The following is a 16,658-nucleotide window of genomic DNA, read 5'->3' on the forward strand; positions in this document are numbered from 1 at the left end:
CAGCCATCCTCAGCAATGCCTGCGGACTGGAGTCGCCGCTGGCAAGCTCAGGATAGCAAATCGAAAAGTGTGCTGGGGGAAAAGGTTGTAACGTGCTCGGCTTGCCACGAGCTGTCGTTGCCGCGCACGCGGCAACCCATGCCGAGTGCGCAGTTACGAGGCTTCAGCATGGATTGCCGCTTTCGCGGCAATGACGGTGCTGCTGCCGCAGGTTTTAATCAGGCGCCCAGGATGCGGTCCAGCACGCCCGTGGAGCCGAAGGCGGCGCGGCGCAAACGGTCGTTGACGCCCAGCCAGGCGTCTTCCTGCGGCGGCGCCTCCACCAGGATCAGCTCGGAGCCGGTCTGGTCCATGTCGCGCAGGGCCGCGTACAGGCCGTGCGCGTAGCCGGCCGGGTCGGCGGGCAGGTGCAGGCAGGGACCGGCGCCGGCCGGCAGCGACCAGGCGATCAGCGCCACGCGGTGGCCGTGCGCGTCCAGCTGGGCCAGTGTACGGCGCAGCTGCTCCGTGTCCTGCAGGGACACCGGGGTGTGCGGCGCATAGTGCGACTCCAGCGTGCCCGAGGCGCGCGGCGCGGTCTGGTCGGGGGCAGACGGCAGCACCCCGATCACATCGGCGATCTGCTGCGCGCTGATATGCCCGGGGCGCAGCAGCACCGGGCCATGCGTGGCCAGGCGCGACAAATCGAGAATGGTGGACTCGATGCCAACCTCGCTGCTGCCGCCATCCAGCACGGCCGCCACCGGCAAGCCGGCGCCGATCTCGCCAGCAAACTCGTCGCGCACATGGGCGGCAGTGGTCGGGCTGACCTGGCCGAACTTGTTGGCGGACGGCGCGGCGATGCCGCCCTTGCCGCCCTTGAAGGCGGCCAGCAAGGCCAGCGCCACCGGGTGCGAGGGGCAGCGTATGCCCACCGTGTCCTGGCCGCCGGAGACGGCGTCCACGATGTGCGGATTGCGCTTCAATATCATGGTGAGCGGGCCGGGCCAGAAGGCGGCGGCCAGCTGGCGCGCCTGTTCCGGTATGTCATCGGCCCAGTAGTCCAGCGGGGCGCCAGACGCAGCGGCGCCCGCAGCGATATGGACGATCACCGGATGGTCCTGGGGCCGGCCCTTGGCCGCGTAAATGGCGGCCACGGCCTGCGGGTTTTCCGCGTCCGCGCCCAGGCCATAGACGGTCTCGGTCGGGAAGGCCACCAGCTGGCCGGCTTCCAGCGCGGTCGCGGCAGCCGCGATGGCGTCCGCGTCCACGGTGGCGCCGGCCGCGACGGCAGCCGAGCCGCCAGCGGCGGCGTCCGGCCTGGCGTGATCGCCCTGGCTCACGGCGCAATACCCAGGATGGCGCACGCCGCCTGCAGCTGCGCCTGCGCTTCGGCCAGGGTGGGCGCGATCAGGGTCAAGTGGCCCATCTTGCGCGCACGGCGCGGTTCTTCCTTGCCGTACAGGTGCAAACAGGCGCCCGGCAGCCCCAGGATGCGGCCCCAGGCCGGTTCGCGCGGCGTCTCGCTGTCGCCGTCAAACCAGACATCGCCCAGGATGTTGAGCATCACGGCCGGAGAATGCTGGCGCACCTCGCCCAGCGGCAGCCGCGCCATGGCGCGCACCTGCTGCGCGAACTGGCTGGTGACGCAGGCGTCGATCGTGTAGTGGCCGCTGTTGTGCGGACGCGGCGCCATCTCGTTCACTACCAGCGAGCCGTCGGCCAGCACGAAGAACTCGATGCACAGCACGCCCACATAGCCCAGCTCGGCCACGATGGCGCGCGCCGCATCCTGCGCCTTGCGGGCGCACTCCTCGGACACGTTCGGTCCCGGCACCGTGGTGGTAAACAGGATGCCGTCGCGATGCACGTTCTCGGCAATCGGATACACCACCGATTGCCCATCGGCGCCGCGCACGGTCAGCACCGATACTTCGTAGGCCAGCGGCAGCATCTTCTCCAGCAAACAGGTGACCCCGCCCATGGCGGCGAAGGCGGCGCGCACGTCCTCGCGCGTGCGCACCCGGACCTGGCCCTTGCCGTCGTAGCCCATGCGCACCGTCTTCAGGATACCGGGCAGCAGCGCATCGGTAATCGCCGCAATGTCTTCCTCCGAAGCGATCACCTGGTGCGGCGCCGGCAGCACGCCCGACCTGGGCGCGCAATCGACAAAGAAGCGTTTTTCCAGGATGCGGTCCTGGGCCACCGACACGCCGCGCGCATCGGGCGCCACGAACACTTGCTGCGCCAGGCGCGACAGGCTGTCGGCCGGCACGTTCTCAAACTCGGTAGTGACGGCCACGCACTGCGCGGCCAGGGCATCCAGGCCGGCGGCGTCGCTGTAGCCGGATTGGACCAGGCGCTGGGCGACCTGGCCGGCCGGGCATTCGGCCGACGGTTCCAGCACGGCCACCTGGTAGCCCATGCTTTGCGCGGCCTGGGCGAACATGCGGCCCAGCTGGCCGCCGCCCATCACGCCCAGCCAGCTGGGCGGCAGCGCGGGATGATTCGTATTGCTCGAGTTGCTCATTTCATTCCAGCGGTAAGGTCATGGCCTGGGCCACGGCAGTCTGCTGGACGCGGAAGGCTTCCAGCTGTTCGGCCAGGGCGTCGTCGGTGGCGGCAATCATGGCCACCGCCGTCAGGGCCGCGTTGGCGGCGCCGGCCTCGCCGATGGCGAAGGTGGACACCGGCACGCCCTTGGGCATCTGTACGATGGACAGCAGCGAATCCTCGCCGCGCAGGTACTTGGACGGCACCGGCACGCCCAGCACCGGCACGATGGTCATGGCCGCGACCATGCCCGGCAGGTGGGCCGCGCCGCCGGCGCCGGCAATGATGGCGCGCAGGCCGCGCGTCCGGGCGCTTTTCGCATAGGCATACATTTCATCCGGCATGCGGTGCGCCGAAATCACCTGCGCCTCGAACGGCACGCCAAACTGCTTGAGGATGGCGACCGCGTTTTGCATCACGTCCCAGTCCGAGGACGAGCCCATGATGACGCCGACCAGCGGCTTGCTGTTCTGGTCCGCCATCTCAGGCCTTCAGCTTCTCGCCGGTCAGGCGTTCGATGGCCTCGAAATACTTGGCCTGGGTTTTCTCGATCACCTCGGCAGGCAGGGCCGGGGCCGGGGCGGTCTTGCCCCAGTCGGTCAGGGTTTCCAGGTAGTCGCGCACGAACTGCTTGTCGAAGGACGGCGGCGAGATGCCGGGACGGTAGGAATCGGCCGGCCAGAAGCGCGAGGAATCGGCGGTCAGCACTTCATCCATCAGGTGCATGACGCCGTTCTCGTCCAGGCCGAATTCGAACTTGGTGTCGGCAATGATGATGCCGCGCGTGGCGGCGTACTCGGCCGCCGCCGTGTACAGGGCGATGCTGGTGTCGCGCATCTTGGCGGCCAGCTCGGCGCCGATGCGGCTTTCCATTTCAGCAAAGCTGATGTTTTCATCATGCTCGCCGAGGTCGGCCTTGGCGGCAGGGGTGAACAGCGGCTGCGGCAGCTTTTCCGCCTGCTGCAGGCCGGCCGGCAACTGGATGCCGCAGATGGCGCCCGTGGCCTGGTAATCCTTCCAGCCGGAACCGATGATGTAGCCGCGCACCACGGCCTCGACCATGATGGGCTTGAGGCGCTTGGCCACCACCGCGCGGCCTTTGACCTGCTCCACTTCCTCCGGCGCCACCACCGATTCCGGCGCCACGCCGGTCAGGTGGTTGGGCACGATGTGGCCCAGCTTCCCGAACCAGAAATCGCTCATCTGGTTCAGGACCTTGCCCTTGCCGGGGATGGGTTCATTCATGACCACGTCGAAAGCGGACAGGCGGTCGGTGGTGACGATCAGGATCTTGTCGTCGCCGACGGCGTAGTTGTCGCGGACCTTGCCGTGGCCCAGCAGCGGGAGGGACTTGATGGAGGATTGGTAGAGGCTGTTCATAGCGGAGGGAGGGACTTATCAATAAAGCAAAACCGGCTGGGGTACGTGCCCTCCAGCCGGCCAAGAGAGCCGGAACGGCGCAGGCTGCGCCATTCCGTGACAGGCAGGATTTTACTTCACAATCTGGGCCAGTTCACCGGCCTTGTACTTCTCTGCCATTTTTTCCAGCGGAATCGGCTTGATCTTGCTGGCCTGGCCTTCGCAGCCGAAGGCTTGCAGGCGTGCGCGCACGATCTGCTCGGCGGCGGCGCGAGCCGGCTTGAGGTAGTCGCGCGGGTCGAACTTGGACGGGTTCTCGACGAAGAACTTGCGGATGGCGGCCGTCATGGCCAGGCGGATGTCGGTGTCGATGTTGATCTTGCGCACGCCGTGACGGATGCCTTCCTGGATTTCTTCCACGGGCACGCCATAGGTTTCCTTCATGTCGCCGCCGAATTCGCGGATGATGGCCAGCAGCTCCTGCGGCACGGAAGACGAACCGTGCATCACCAGGTGGGTGTTGGGGATGCGGGCGTGGATTTCCTTGATGCGGTCGATGGCCAGGATGTCGCCGGTGGGCTTGCGGGTGAACTTGTAGGCGCCGTGCGAGGTGCCGATGGCAATCGCCAGGGCGTCGCACTGGGTGCGCTGCACGAAGTCGGCGGCCTGGGCCACGTCGGTCAGCAGCTGTTCGCGGGTCATGGTGCCTTCGGCGCCGTGGCCGTCTTCCTTGTCGCCCTTCATGGTTTCCAGCGAACCGAGCACGCCCAGCTCCGCTTCCACGGTCACGCCGATGGAGTGGGCGAACTTGACCACTTCGCGCGAGGTGTCGACGTTGTATTCATACGAGGCCACGGATTTGCCGTCGGCTTCCAGCGAGCCGTCCATCATGACCGAAGTGAAACCGGAGCGTATCGCGGCCATGCAGACGGCCGGCGACTGGCCGTGGTCCTGGTGCATCACCACAGGGATGTGCGGGTAGGCTTCGACGGCGGCGTCGATCAGGTGGCGCAGGAAGGCTTCGCCGGCGTACTTGCGGGCGCCGGCCGAGGCTTGCATGATCACCGGGCTGTTCAGGGCGTCGGCTGCGGCCATGATGGCCTGCACTTGTTCCAGGTTGTTGACGTTGAAGGCGGGAATGCCGTAGCCGTTTTCAGCGGCGTGGTCCAGCAGTTGACGCATGGATACGAGGGACATGGTATGACTCCAAACTATAAAAAAACCGGGACGTCCCCGGCGGCGCGCGGCGCAGACTCAGCCTGCGCGTCGCCGGGGACCGTGTTCTGCGGCTGGCTCAGGAGAACTGGCCGACCTTGATAATCTTCATGGCGTTGGTGCCGCCGGCCTGGCCCATGGGCTCGCCGGACGTCACCACGATCATGTCGCCCTGCTTGGCGATGCCGTATTCCACCAGCAGCGCCTCGGCGTTCTTCAGTACTTCCACGCTGTCGCCGTTCTGCGGCAGCTGGTAGGCGCGCACGTTACGGTACAGCGTAGCCTTGCGCTGCGTCACCACGCTGGGGGTGAGCGCCACGATGGGCGTATCGATGCTGTGGCGGCTCATCCACAAGGCCGTCGACCCCGACTCGGTCAGCGCCACGATGGCCTTCACGCGCAAATGGTGCGCCGTGAACAGGGCGGCGTAGGCAATCGACTGGTCGATGCGGGTGAAGGTCACGTTCAGGAAGTCCGCATCCAGCTTGTTGTATTCCGACTGCTCGGCCTCGACACAGATGGCGGCCATCATTTCCACCGTTTCGATGGGGTAGCGGCCAGAGGCCGTCTCGGCCGAGGTCATCACCGCGTCGGTGCCGTCCAGCACCGCGTTGGCCACGTCCGACACTTCGGCGCGGGTGGGCACGGCGTTGAAGATCATCGATTCCATCATCTGGGTCGCGGTAATCGTCAGTTTATTCGATTCCCGTGCCATTTTGATCATTCTTTTTTGCAGTGCGGGGACGGCCGCGTTGCCGACCTCCACCGCCAGGTCGCCGCGCGCCACCATGATGCCGTCCGAGGCGTCCAGGATTTCCTGCAGGGCGGGGATGGCTTCGGCGCGCTCGATCTTGGCGATCATCATGGGCTTGTGGCCGTAGGGCTCACCGGCGATGTTGGCCAGCTGGCGCGCCATTTCCATGTCGGTGGCGTTTTTCGGGAAGGAGATGGCCAGGTAGTCGGCCTGGAAGCTCATCGCGGTCTTGATGTCTTCCATGTCCTTGGCGGTCAGGGCCGGCGCGGTCAGGCCGCCGCCCAGGCGGTTGATGCCCTTGTTGTTGGACAGTTCGCCGCCGATTTTCACGGTGGTAAAGATTTCGTGGGCTACCACCTTGTCCACCACCAGCACGATCAGGCCGTCATTGAGCAGCAGCTGGTCGCCGGGGTGCAGGTCGCGCGGCAGGGCCTTGTAGTCCAGGCCGACGCGGTCCTGGTTGCCCAGTTCGCCGTTTTCGCCCCACTTGGCGTCCAGGATGAACTTGTCGCCCTTGGCCAGTTCGATCTTGTTGTGCTCGAACTTGCCGACGCGGATCTTGGGACCCTGCATGTCGGCCATGATGGCCACCTCGCGGCCGCATTCGGCCGCCGCGTCCCGTACCAGCTTGGCGCGGTCGATATGGTCCTGTGCCTTACCGTGCGAGAAATTCAAGCGCACGACGTCCACGCCGGCGCGTATCATTTTCACCAGCACGTTGAAATCGGTGGAAGCAGGGCCTATCGTTGCGACTATCTTGGTACCACGGGACATAGAATTCCTTGAGCTTGAGGGTAAGGCGGACAGCCCCCATGGGTGTAGGGGCCAGGAAACTTCGGTCGTCGGCAGACCGGGATTGTACCGGCAAACCCGGCCGCCGACTGATCGATTTGCTGCGTTTATCGGCCGGCTTATTGCGCCGCGCGCTGCACCAGCACTTCCACCGCAGGCAAGGTCTTGCCTTCCAGGAATTCCAGGAAAGCGCCGCCGCCGGTGGAAATATAGCCAACCTTGTCGGTGATGTCATACTTGGCGATGGCGGCCAGGGTATCGCCGCCGCCCGCGATCGAGAAGGCCTTGGAGTTGGCAATCGCCAGCGCCAGGGTCTTGGTGCCCTCGCCGAACTGGTCGAACTCGAACACGCCCACCGGGCCGTTCCACACCACGGTGCCGGCGGCTGCAATTTGCTGCGCCAGCAGGGCGGCGGTCCTGGGACCGATGTCCAGTATCATGTCGTCGTCGGCCACGTCGGCCACGTCCTTGACGGTGGCGGCGGCGCTGGCCGAGAACTCCTTGGCGGTCACCACGTCGACCGGGATCGGCACCTGGGCGCCACGGGCGGCCATGGCGTCTATGATGGCCTTGGCTTCATTGACCAGGTCGGCCTCGGCCAGCGACTTGCCTATCTTCAGGCCGGCGGCCAGCATGAAGGTGTTGGCGATGCCGCCGCCGACGATCAGGTTGTCGACCTTGTCGGACAGGGTTTTCAAGATGGACAGCTTGGTCGACACCTTGGAGCCGGCCACGATGGCCAGCAGCGGACGGGCCGGCGCGCCCAGCGCCTTGCCCAGCGCGTCCAGTTCGGCGGCCAGCAGCGGACCGGCCACGGCCACCGGGGCGAACTTGGCGATGCCGTGGGTGGAGGCTTCGGCGCGGTGGGCGGTGCCGAAGGCGTCGTTGACGTAGACGTCGCACAGGGCGGCCATTTTCTGGGCCAGCTCGTCGCTGTTCTTTTTCTCGCCCTTGTTCACCCGCACATTTTCCAGCAGGACCACCTGGCCCGGCTGCAGGTTTTCCAGGCCGGCGCCGTCCACCCAGTCCTGTTTCAGTTCGACCGGCTGGCCCAGCAGCTCGGACAGGCGGGCAGCCACCGGCGCCAGGCTGTCCTCGGGCTTGAATTCGCCCTCGGTGGGACGGCCCAGGTGCGAGGTGACCATGACCTTGGCGCCAGCTTGCAGGGCAGCCTTGATGCCGGGCACGGAAGCGCGGATGCGGGTATCTTCGGTGATATTGCCGGCATCATCCTGCGGCACGTTCAGATCGGCGCGGATGAACACACGTTTGCCTTGCAGCGCATTGTGCGCCACCAGGTCTTGCAGACGGAGGAATGTGAGGACAGCTTGCATGGCGGTTGGTGGGGAAGTTAATGGAATCTTGCTATTTTACTCCAAGCCCGCCGCCCCAAAACCCGTTTATGCAAACTGGTGCATGAGCCGCAGGGCCGTAAAAAACGCCATCCCGAAGATGATGGTTTGCAGCATATTGCGCCGCAGCAAATAAAAGATGATGGACACGATGCCGGCCACCAGCTTCAGGTTGCCGATGTCCAGCTGCAGTTGCCCATTGTTGAGCATCAGGTCGGGCGCGATGATGGCGGCCAGGGCGCAGGCCGGGGCGTAGCGCAGCATGTCCTGCACCCGGCGCGGAATGTTGATGTGGTGGCCGACCAGCCAGAACGAGGCGCGCGTGGCGGCGGTGGCGATGGCCAGCGCGGCAATGGTGAGCCAGATTTCCCAGTCAGCCACGGCGGCCTCCCCTGGCCAGACGGTTGAACAGCTCCTCCACCAGCATGGCGCTGGCCATGCCGGCCAGGGTGGCGGCCAGCAAGCCCAGCTTGTACGGCAGGGCATGGGCCCAGACCGCCACCGCGCCGGCCACCAGCACTCCGGCAATGGCGGGACGACCGGCCACCAGCGGCACCATCACGCACACGATGGCCAGGGTGCCGGCAAAGCCCAGCTGCCACTCGGGCGGCACAGTGCTGCCCAGGAAAATGCCGGCAATAGAGCCGATCTGCCAGGACGCCCAGTTGGGGTACAGCAAGCCCTTGAGATAGGAAATCTTGCCCGGCGCCGGTTCCTCGCTCGGGTATTTTTGCAGGAACAGGGCCACCGTCAGGTCGCCCGACACATAGCCCAGGGCCAGGCGCTGGCGCCACGGCAGGTGCGCGAAGTGCGGCGCCAGCAGGGCGGAGAAGATGACGAAACGCAGGTTGACCACCAGCGCGGTGAGGAAGATGACCCAGATCGGCGCGGCCGCCGCGATCAGCGGCAGCGAGGCCAGCTGGGCGGACCCGGCAAACACCACCAATGTCATGCCCAGCGCCTGCGGCACGGTCAGGCCGGACTTGATCATGGCAATACCCACCACCAGCCCCCAGGCGCCGATGCCGAACAGGCTGGGCATGCCATGGCGGACGCCTTCGCGCCAGGCAGCCTGCTCATGTTCTCGGAGCTCCGGGTCGGGAGGGACGGGAGGGGTCGTTTCGCTCATGTGGTTTTCCTGCCACATTGCTCGCGGCCCAAGAGTTATTAGACCGCTATTCTACCGGCGATTTTTGCTCCCTGCGCGAATCCGTTAAAATCGTGCTTATTTGCCTTTTACCGCCCTTACTTGTCCGGAGCAATCGAAGATGACCCACGCCACCACGCCAGCCCACGCCGTTGAACTCGACGGCAAGGATTTGCCTGCCCACTGCCCTAACCCGGCCATGCCCCTGTGGTCCTCGCATCCGCGCGTGTTCCTGGAATTCAACCACGACGGCGTCGCCAAGTGCCCCTACTGCGGCACCGCCTACAAGCTGAAACCCGGCACCGTGGTGGCCCACCACTAAGCCGGTCCATGAAAAAGCAGCTGAACGGCAGCGCCGCCGAAGTCGAGGCGGCCTTTTACGACGCCATGAACCGGGCCGACGTCGAAGCCCTGATGGCCCTGTGGGCCGACGACGAGGAAATCGTCTGCGTCCACCCGGGCGGCCCGCGCCTGATCGGCCATGCCACCATCCGCGCTTCCTGGAGCGCCCTCCTGGAGCACGGCGGGCTGCACATCCTGCCGTCCCAGCTGCATGAAACGCATAACCTGATGAGCTCGGTCCACACGGTGGTCGAGGGCACCACGGCCGCCAGCGGCGAGCCGGCCCACCTGGTGGCCACCAATGTGTACGTGAAAACGCCGCGCGGCTGGCGTATCGTGCTGCACCATGTGTCGGTAGCGCCGGGACCGGTGCCGGTCGACACCCGGGCCCAGGTGCTGCATTAAGGACCAGGCAGGCGTGGACTACAGCGCGCCCCTGTGGCTGCCCGGCGGCCACCTGCAGACCATCTACCCCGCCACCCGCATCGCCCGGCCGGAGGTAGGCTACCGGCGCGAGCGCTGGGACACGCCGGACGGCGATTTCATCGATGTCGATTTCGTCGACGGCCAGCCCGGCCTGCCCTTGGTGGTGCTGTTCCACGGCCTGGAAGGCTCGTCCGGCAGCCATTACGCGCGCTCGCTGATGGCGGCCCTGGGAGAACGCGGCTGGTCCGGCGCGGTGCCGCATTTCCGTGGCTGCTCCGGTGAACCCAATCGCGCGCCGCGCTTCTACCATTCCGGCGATGCCGAGGAGATCGGCTGGATCGTGCAGCGCCTGCGCGCCCGCGCCACCGGTCCCCTGCACCTGGCCGGGGTCTCGCTGGGCGGCAACGCCCTGCTGCGCTGGCTGGGCGAGTCGCAGCACCAGGCCGATTTCGTGGCCAGCGCCTGCGCCGTGTCGGCGCCGCTGGACCTGGCCCAGGGCGGCGTCTCGCTGTCGCGCGGCTTCAACATGGTCTACACCCGCATGTTCCTGCAGACGCTCAAGCCCAAGTGCGTGGCCAAGCTGCGCCAGTATCCGGGCCTGTTCGACCTCGGCGCCCTGCAGGCGGCGCGCGACCTGTACGCCTTCGACAACGTGGTCACCGCGCCCCTGCACGGCTACCGCGACACCGACGACTACTGGCACCGCGCCAGCGCCAAGCACGTGCTGCACGACATCACCGTCCCTACACTGGTGCTGAACGCGCAAAACGATCCCTTCCTGCCGGGCCGCCATTTGCCGCGCACGGCCGCCGCCTGCGTCACGCTGGAGTATCCGCGCCATGGCGGACACGTGGGGTTCGCGGTCGGCGCGCCTCCCGGCCGCATCGACTGGCTGCCCCGGCGGCTGCTGCGCTTCATGGATGGCGACGCAGCCGCAGCCTGACTGGTAGACTGGCGGCCATGGACGATATAGTCAAACAAGCCATGGCCAAATGGCCGAACGTGCCCTATTGCTACGGCTGGCTGGCGCTGGACGCGCGCGGCCACTGGCGCATGCGCGACGAGCGCGCCCAGCACCTGAACCTGCCGGGCGACAAGCTGACCCACGCGGCCCTGCTGGGCTTCATCGCCCGCAATTACGCACGCGACGACTCGGCCGAACGGCGTGGCTGCTGGTATTTCCAGAACGGTCCGCAGCGCGTCTACCTGGAGCTGGAAGCCACGCCCTACATCGTGCGCACAGATCCGGCCCAGGGCTGGGTGCTGCACACGGGCGAGCCGCTGGGGGCGGTGGAGGAAGCGGTGCTGTCCGAAGCCGGGGAACTGATACTGCGCAGCGGCGCCACCGTGGCCCAGCTGGATGACCGCGACACGGCCCAGGTGCTGTCCACCCTGGAACGCGACGGCGCCGCCCTCGGTGATGAGGCATTGCTGGCGTGGCTGGACCATGCCACTGCCCCGGGCGCTGCGGCCACCGAGCCGCCCGGTGGCGTAACCCTTGCCCCTGCATCACGGCAGGCCGAGGGGCCGGCGGCAGGCGACGCACATGGGGCAGGTTTGGTAAACTCGGCCGGTATGCCGCAGCCGCCAGGCGGCCCCGCCGCCCCTACTTTGCCGGATGGCGCGCGCCGCGTGCCGCTACGGCGGCTGGCCCGCGCCGAGGTGGAGGCTCACTTCCAGTTCGTGCGCTCGCCGCTGGCGCGCAGCCGCGCGGACGGCGACCAGGGGTCGGCAGCGTCCTGATCGGCGGCGCCGTTCTGCGCGCCGCCAGTCGTGCTCCCGCCGCTGACCTTCATGCTCAGGCCCAGGGGCCTGGCCTGGGGCGACTTCTCCGCCAGGTCCTTCTTGCCCTTGTCGCCCAATTCTTCGCGGCGGCGCGCCTGCAGCTCGCGCTCGCGGGCGTCGATCTGGGCCTGGTCGTAGAACGATGCGTCCGGCGCCTTGCGCGCCAGGTTGAGCTGGTCCAGCGCCGCCATTACCCCGCCCTGCAGGTTGTACGACTCCGCCAGCGCCATGTGCTGCAGCGCTTTCTTGCCCTGCTCGGCGTAGGTCTGGGCCAGCAGGTCGTAGGCGTCCGGATCCTCGCGGTACAGCTGGACCTGGTCGCGCAGGTAGGCCCCGGCCGCTTCCAGCTGCCCGTCGGCAATCAGGGCTTCGGCGTACTGGTGGGCCAGCCCGCGCGATAGCGGATACTGGGCGTGGGCCGCCTCGGCATCCTTGACCGCCTGCGCGATCACCGCCTTGTTGGTCTTCTGCGCCAGCTTGATCTCCAGCGCCGTGCTGAGGAAGATGGTGGTGCTGTCCTTTTTCGCCACGCTGAACGTGCCGGCGGCGGGCGCCTTGTTGAGCGTGGCCTGGGCCTTGTCCAGCCAGCTCTGGGCCAGGGTGGTGTCGCCCTGCTTCAGGGCCACGAAGGCCAGGCCGTACTGGGCCGCCGCCTGCTGCTGGCGGCTGGGCTGGTCCAGCTGGATTTCGAAGAAGGTCTTGGCGTCGGCCAGGCCCTGCGTGCTCTCATCCTGCAGCACGCGGGCGCGCGAACGCACCAGGTAGAAGTCCAGGCTGTCGGTGCGCTGGCGATAGGGCTGCTCGCGGATGCGGGCCTGGATGTCGGCGATGCGCTCGGTGGTCAGCGGGTGGCTCTGCAGCCAGGCCGGCACCAGGTCGCTGTAGTTGCGGGTGGCGGTCTGCATGCGCTGGAAGAAGGCCACCATGCCCGAGGTGTCGTAGCCGGCCGCGCCCATGATCTGGAAGCCGATGCGGTCGGCCTCGCGCTCGGCGTCGCGGCCGAAGTTGAGCTGGCGCTGGATGGCCAGGCCCTGCCCGGCCGCGAACACGCCGATGGCGGCGTCGCCGCCGGCGCTGCTGCGCGCCGTCAGCGCCGCCAGTATCATGGCCGCCAGCGGTATCAGGGCGTCCTGCTTCTGTGCGCCGATCGAACGGGCGATATGGCGCTGCACCACGTGGCCGATCTCGTGGCCCAGCACCGAGGCCAGCTCGGACTCGCTCTGGGCCGCCAGCAGCAGGGCCGAGTGCACGGCAATGAAGCCGCCCGGCAGCGCGAAGGCGTTCAGCTGCGGGTCGCGCACGGCAAAGAAGTAATAATCGAAATTGGCCTCGCCGCGCGCGTCCGGACGGGCCGCCACCAGCGAATTGCCGAAGTTGTTCAGGTATTCCAGGATGGGCGCGTCGTTGAGGAAATCGCGGTCACGGCGGATGTCGCGCATGATTTCCTCGCCCAGCTTGCGCTCCATCAGGGGCGACAAGTCCTGGCGCTCGGTGTCGCCCAGCGCGGGCAGGTTGGGTATCTTGGCCGGGGCCAGGGCGGTCTGGGCGATGCTGATGCTCAGCGGCGCGGCCAGCAGCAGCGCGGCCGCCAGGGTGCGCAGGCGTGGGCGCATGGGCAGGGCGGGAGAGTAACGTCGGGCATTCACGGGTGATATCATACCTGCATCCGGGGCGCGCAGGCCGCGCCATCTCGGGCAATTTCTTTATCCTACAGAATACCACCATCATGACCGACACCGCCGACCAGCTGACCCACTTCGACTCCACCGGCCAGGCCCACATGGTCGACGTGGGCGCCAAAGAGGAGACCCACCGCATCGCGGTGGCGGCCGGCTCCATCCGCATGAAACCCGAGACCCTGGCCATCATCCAGGAAGGCACTGCCAAGAAGGGCGACGTGTTGGGCATTGCACGCATTGCCGCCATCATGGGCGCCAAGCGCACCAGCGACCTGGTGCCGCTGTGCCATCCGCTGGCGCTGACCCGGGTCAAGGTCGAGTTCGAGATCGAAGCGGCGGCCGCCACCGTGCACTGCACGGCGCAGGTGGAAACCCACGGCAAGACCGGGGTCGAGATGGAAGCCCTGACGGCCGTGCAGGTAGGCCTGTTGACCATCTACGACATGTGCAAGGCGGTGGACCGCGGCATGGTGATGACCAATGTGCGCGTGCTGGAAAAGCATGGCGGCAAGAGCGGGGATTGGAGCGCCGCCGTCTAGGACACACGCAGGATCAACCGTGCGCCGCGAGGAAGATATCTTTATCGATGAGCACCCCGGCCTCGCCACGCTCGATGCCGAACAGCTTGTTGAAATCCGCTTTTCCCAGCACCTGCTCACAGCGAACAGCAAAATCCTGTATCAGCTTGTTGCAGGCGTCGACATATTGTTCGGGCGAGATGCTTTTTGATTCCAGCCCCGTGATCAAAGCATCCTGTTCCGCGTGCAGCCGCACTTGCAGGGTTTCGATTTCAACAAGCTTGGCTTTGTCGAAATCCGCTCCCAGATACACATCCGCCATAGCAGCAAACTCTTCATGGCGGATATCCTCAACCCCGCCGTCGCCATGAATAGCGAGAATCCGGCGCTCATAATCATCATCGGGTGCCATAGTGCCTCCTAAGGATGTGCATGGTTGCAGCAGGCAACCAGTTCGGGCCAAGGGTGGGATGCTGGGGAATAATATACACGCCCCTTTTTGCCGTAAGCGCCGTAGATCAAAGAACTCATGCGATAGCCACGCGCCCTCACTACCAGTCTACTTGACGGAAACAGGATACGGTTGGCCATTTGATGACACACGCCTTCGATGCCGTATAAAACGCCCGCAGAATGGTCGGGGAGCGCAAGGCACACCGCCTGATCTACGCTTCCCGCCCCCCGAGAAATAAGCTTGCCAGCCGAGGCACGCCCATGACATGCCCAGACGTGTCCCTCGCTGCCGCAGACATAGGTGTGATCGGCTACTTGCCCTATCATCGGCAAGGCATAAGCGGAGAGATTTCCTTGAGCCATGAAAGTCCTCCAGATGGAACGAATGAAGCTTCGAGGCTAGCGCAAACCAACCGGCTGCAAGGCCACCATCCGCAACATCACTGTGATGAAGCCGGAAAGCGGTGAAAAGCGCCCGGTGTTCACTACGGCGTGCAGTTCGGCGAGCTCGATCCGGTTCACCACACCATGCTGCAGAACCTGACCTACGAAGCCCTGGTCACCGACCGCCACAAGATCGTGTAGGCCCGGTGCTGGAGACAAGCCGGGCTTAGAACCCGTTTCAAAATGAGCAGGGTTAGGCACGGCGACGAAGACAGTGCGCCTGCACGGCCAGGAGCCGTAACGACGCGATGGTCATTTTGAAACGGGTTCTTACAGCTTGGGCCGGTACTTGGCGGGCAGGGTACTGTTGTCGGAGACGGTAGTCTTGCAGGTGGCGCCAGCCGTGCAGGCGATTGCATACACCAGCGTCTTGGTGTCAATATCGGTGCTGCCCGTGTTGCCAAGGGTCACGGTCACGGTGCCGTCGGTGGCGCTGCTGCCGGCCGCCGCCACGCCAGTCACATATTTGCCGGTGGTGGTCGGGATGCCCAGGCTGGCGTTGTCGGTGACGGAGGACAGCGTGCCTTCGTTGAAGGCCTGGACTACGGCCAGGCGCGCTGGGGCCGAGACCGTATTCGCTTCGGCGACCTTGGCTTTCATGGTGTAGTCGCTATAGACGGGGATGGCAAAGGAGGCCAGGATGCCGATAATGGCGACCACGATCATCAGCTCGATGAGGGTGAAGCCGGCTTGTCCCGGTTGCTTGATCATTTTCATCGATTTCATGTTGCTGCTCCTGTGTGAGTGACGTTGGGTACTGTGATACCCCAAACAGGCAATGGCTGTGCCAACCGGTTTTGATGGCAAAAGCGTATCAACCCCGCCCAAAAACGCCACTCTCGCCACCTGCAGCTGACCAGCCTTGTCAGGCTGCCGATTTTTGTCAGTCCGCACTGACGAATTTTGTCATCCAAAAATAAAAAACGGGAGGACCAGGCCTCCCGTTTCTTCGCTTGCAGAACAGCCTGAACTTACAGCATGGCTTTCAGCAGACGCGCCATTTCCGACGGGTTTTTGGTGACTTTGATGCCGCACTCTTCCATGATGTCCAGCTTGGCTTGCGCGGTGTCGGCGCCGCCCGAGATCAGCGCGCCGGCGTGGCCCATGCGCTTGCCCGGAGGAGCGGTGACGCCGGCGATGAAGCCGACCACCGGTTTCTTCATGTTGTCCTTGATCCAACGGGCGGCGTTGGCTTCGTCCGGACCGCCGATTTCGCCGATCATGATGACGGCGTCGGTGTCAGGATCGTCGTTGAACATGCGCATCACGTCGATGTGCTTCAGACCATTGATCGGGTCGCCGCCGATACCGACTGCGGACGATTGGCCCAGGCCCAGGGCGGTCAGCTGGCCCACGGCTTCATAGGTCAGGGTGCCCGAACGGGACACGACGCCAATGCGGCCTTTCTTGTGGATGTGGCCGGGCATGATGCCGATCTTGATTTCGTCGGGGGTGATCAGGCCGGGGCAGTTCGGGCCCAGCAGCAGGGTCTTGGAGCCGGCCTTGGCCATGCGGTCCTTGACTTCCATCATGTCACGAACGGGAATGCCTTCGGTGATGCAGATCGCCAGTTCCAGCTCGGCTTCCACGGCTTCCCAGATGGCGGCGGCGGCGCCTGCCGGCGGCACGTAGATCACGGAAACGGTGGCGCCGGTCTGCGTCGCGGCTTCCTTCACGGAACCGTAGATCGGGATGCCTTCGAAGTCTTCGCCGGCTTTCTTCGGGTTCACACCGGCCACGAAGGCGTTCTTGCCGTTCGCGTAGTCGCGGCAGCCGCGGGTGTGGAACTGGCCGGTTTTGCCGGTGATGCCCTGGGTGATGACTTTGGTGTCTTTGTTGATCAGAATAGACATGTTTGTT

At 65.7% G+C, this 16,658-nt stretch carries 18 protein-coding genes; 5 read left to right on the plus strand and 13 right to left on the minus strand.

All coding sequences use genetic code 11. From position 1 onward, the window contains the following. Positions 1–218: 218 nt before the first annotated feature. The 9 genes from ACLB1G_RS08015 to ACLB1G_RS08055 all read right to left on the minus strand — a co-directional run bounded on the left by ACLB1G_RS08015 (position 219) and on the right by ACLB1G_RS08055 (position 9,133). A complete protein-coding gene (locus tag ACLB1G_RS08015; protein ID WP_491627261.1) occupies positions 219–1,250 on the minus strand; it encodes an L-threonylcarbamoyladenylate synthase in 1,032 nt (343 codons plus the stop codon). 68 nt (positions 1,251–1,318) lie between these two features. After that, on the minus strand, positions 1,319–2,509 hold the full coding sequence (locus ACLB1G_RS08020) for a 5-(carboxyamino)imidazole ribonucleotide synthase (protein WP_491626677.1): 1,191 nt from the start codon (positions 2,507–2,509) through the stop codon (positions 1,319–1,321). Position 2,510: 1 nt separating this feature from the next. After that, positions 2,511–3,014: a 5-(carboxyamino)imidazole ribonucleotide mutase gene (gene purE, locus ACLB1G_RS08025; protein ID WP_491626678.1), complete on the minus strand. Its 504-nt coding sequence runs from the start codon at positions 3,012–3,014 to the stop codon at positions 2,511–2,513. Position 3,015: 1 nt separating this feature from the next. After that, positions 3,016–3,912: a phosphoribosylaminoimidazolesuccinocarboxamide synthase gene (locus tag ACLB1G_RS08030; protein ID WP_491626679.1), complete on the minus strand. Its 897-nt coding sequence runs from the start codon at positions 3,910–3,912 to the stop codon at positions 3,016–3,018. Between the two features lie 111 nt (positions 3,913–4,023). Then, the gene (gene fba / locus ACLB1G_RS08035; protein ID WP_491626680.1) at positions 4,024–5,088 is read right to left on the minus strand and encodes a class II fructose-bisphosphate aldolase; all 1,065 of its coding nucleotides are present in this window, start codon (positions 5,086–5,088) and stop codon (positions 4,024–4,026) included. Positions 5,089–5,185: 97 nt separating this feature from the next. Next, positions 5,186–6,634 (minus strand): pyruvate kinase, encoded by a 1,449-nt coding sequence (gene pyk, locus ACLB1G_RS08040; protein WP_491626681.1) that lies wholly within the window; start codon positions 6,632–6,634, stop codon positions 5,186–5,188. A gap of 137 nt (positions 6,635–6,771) precedes the next feature. Further along, complete coding sequence (locus tag ACLB1G_RS08045) at positions 6,772–7,986, minus strand: phosphoglycerate kinase (protein WP_491626682.1); 1,215 nt, start codon at positions 7,984–7,986, stop codon at positions 6,772–6,774. A gap of 66 nt (positions 7,987–8,052) precedes the next feature. Then, positions 8,053–8,385, minus strand: a complete 333-nt coding sequence (locus ACLB1G_RS08050; RefSeq protein WP_491626683.1) for an AzlD domain-containing protein — start codon at positions 8,383–8,385, stop codon at positions 8,053–8,055. After that, a complete protein-coding gene (locus ACLB1G_RS08055; protein ID WP_491626684.1) occupies positions 8,378–9,133 on the minus strand; it encodes an AzlC family ABC transporter permease in 756 nt (251 codons plus the stop codon). The genes ACLB1G_RS08050 and ACLB1G_RS08055 overlap by 8 nt, the downstream gene beginning before the upstream one ends. Positions 9,134–9,272: 139 nt before the next feature. On the opposite strand from ACLB1G_RS08055, the gene ACLB1G_RS08060 reads away from it, so the two are divergent. Genes ACLB1G_RS08060 through ACLB1G_RS08075 form a run of 4 tightly spaced genes read left to right on the plus strand, consistent with a single transcriptional unit; the run spans position 9,273 to position 11,662 of the window. After that, a complete protein-coding gene (locus tag ACLB1G_RS08060; protein ID WP_491626685.1) occupies positions 9,273–9,473 on the plus strand; it encodes a zinc-finger domain-containing protein in 201 nt (66 codons plus the stop codon). A gap of 8 nt (positions 9,474–9,481) precedes the next feature. Then, positions 9,482–9,898: a YybH family protein gene (locus tag ACLB1G_RS08065; RefSeq protein WP_491626686.1), complete on the plus strand. Its 417-nt coding sequence runs from the start codon at positions 9,482–9,484 to the stop codon at positions 9,896–9,898. 13 nt (positions 9,899–9,911) lie between these two features. Beyond that, a complete protein-coding gene (locus ACLB1G_RS08070) occupies positions 9,912–10,862 on the plus strand; it encodes a YheT family hydrolase (protein ID WP_491626687.1) in 951 nt (316 codons plus the stop codon). Between the two features lie 17 nt (positions 10,863–10,879). Beyond that, positions 10,880–11,662, plus strand: coding sequence for a DUF2946 family protein (locus ACLB1G_RS08075; protein ID WP_491626688.1), 783 nt, complete (start codon positions 10,880–10,882; stop codon positions 11,660–11,662). Here the strand turns inward: ACLB1G_RS08075 and ACLB1G_RS08080 are convergent. Further along, positions 11,590–13,317, minus strand: coding sequence for a beta-barrel assembly-enhancing protease (locus tag ACLB1G_RS08080; protein ID WP_491626689.1), 1,728 nt, complete (start codon positions 13,315–13,317; stop codon positions 11,590–11,592). The genes ACLB1G_RS08075 and ACLB1G_RS08080 overlap by 73 nt on opposite strands. Before the next feature lie 113 nt (positions 13,318–13,430). Between ACLB1G_RS08080 and moaC the strand changes: the two genes are divergently transcribed. Then, positions 13,431–13,922 (plus strand): cyclic pyranopterin monophosphate synthase MoaC, encoded by a 492-nt coding sequence (moaC, locus tag ACLB1G_RS08085; protein ID WP_491626690.1) that lies wholly within the window; start codon positions 13,431–13,433, stop codon positions 13,920–13,922. Between the two features lie 13 nt (positions 13,923–13,935). Here the strand turns inward: moaC and ACLB1G_RS08090 are convergent, their stop codons facing one another. The 3 genes from ACLB1G_RS08090 to sucD form a co-directional block, all read right to left on the minus strand. Next, positions 13,936–14,313, minus strand: coding sequence for a hypothetical protein (locus ACLB1G_RS08090; protein ID WP_491626691.1), 378 nt, complete (start codon positions 14,311–14,313; stop codon positions 13,936–13,938). 755 nt (positions 14,314–15,068) lie between these two features. Next, positions 15,069–15,524, minus strand: a complete 456-nt coding sequence (locus tag ACLB1G_RS08095) for a pilin (protein WP_491626692.1) — start codon at positions 15,522–15,524, stop codon at positions 15,069–15,071. 245 nt (positions 15,525–15,769) lie between these two features. Further along, the gene (sucD, locus tag ACLB1G_RS08100; protein WP_491626693.1) at positions 15,770–16,651 is read right to left on the minus strand and encodes a succinate--CoA ligase subunit alpha; all 882 of its coding nucleotides are present in this window, start codon (positions 16,649–16,651) and stop codon (positions 15,770–15,772) included. Between the last annotated feature and the right edge of the window lie 7 nt (positions 16,652–16,658).

The organism is Duganella kummerowiae, from assembly GCF_053572355.1.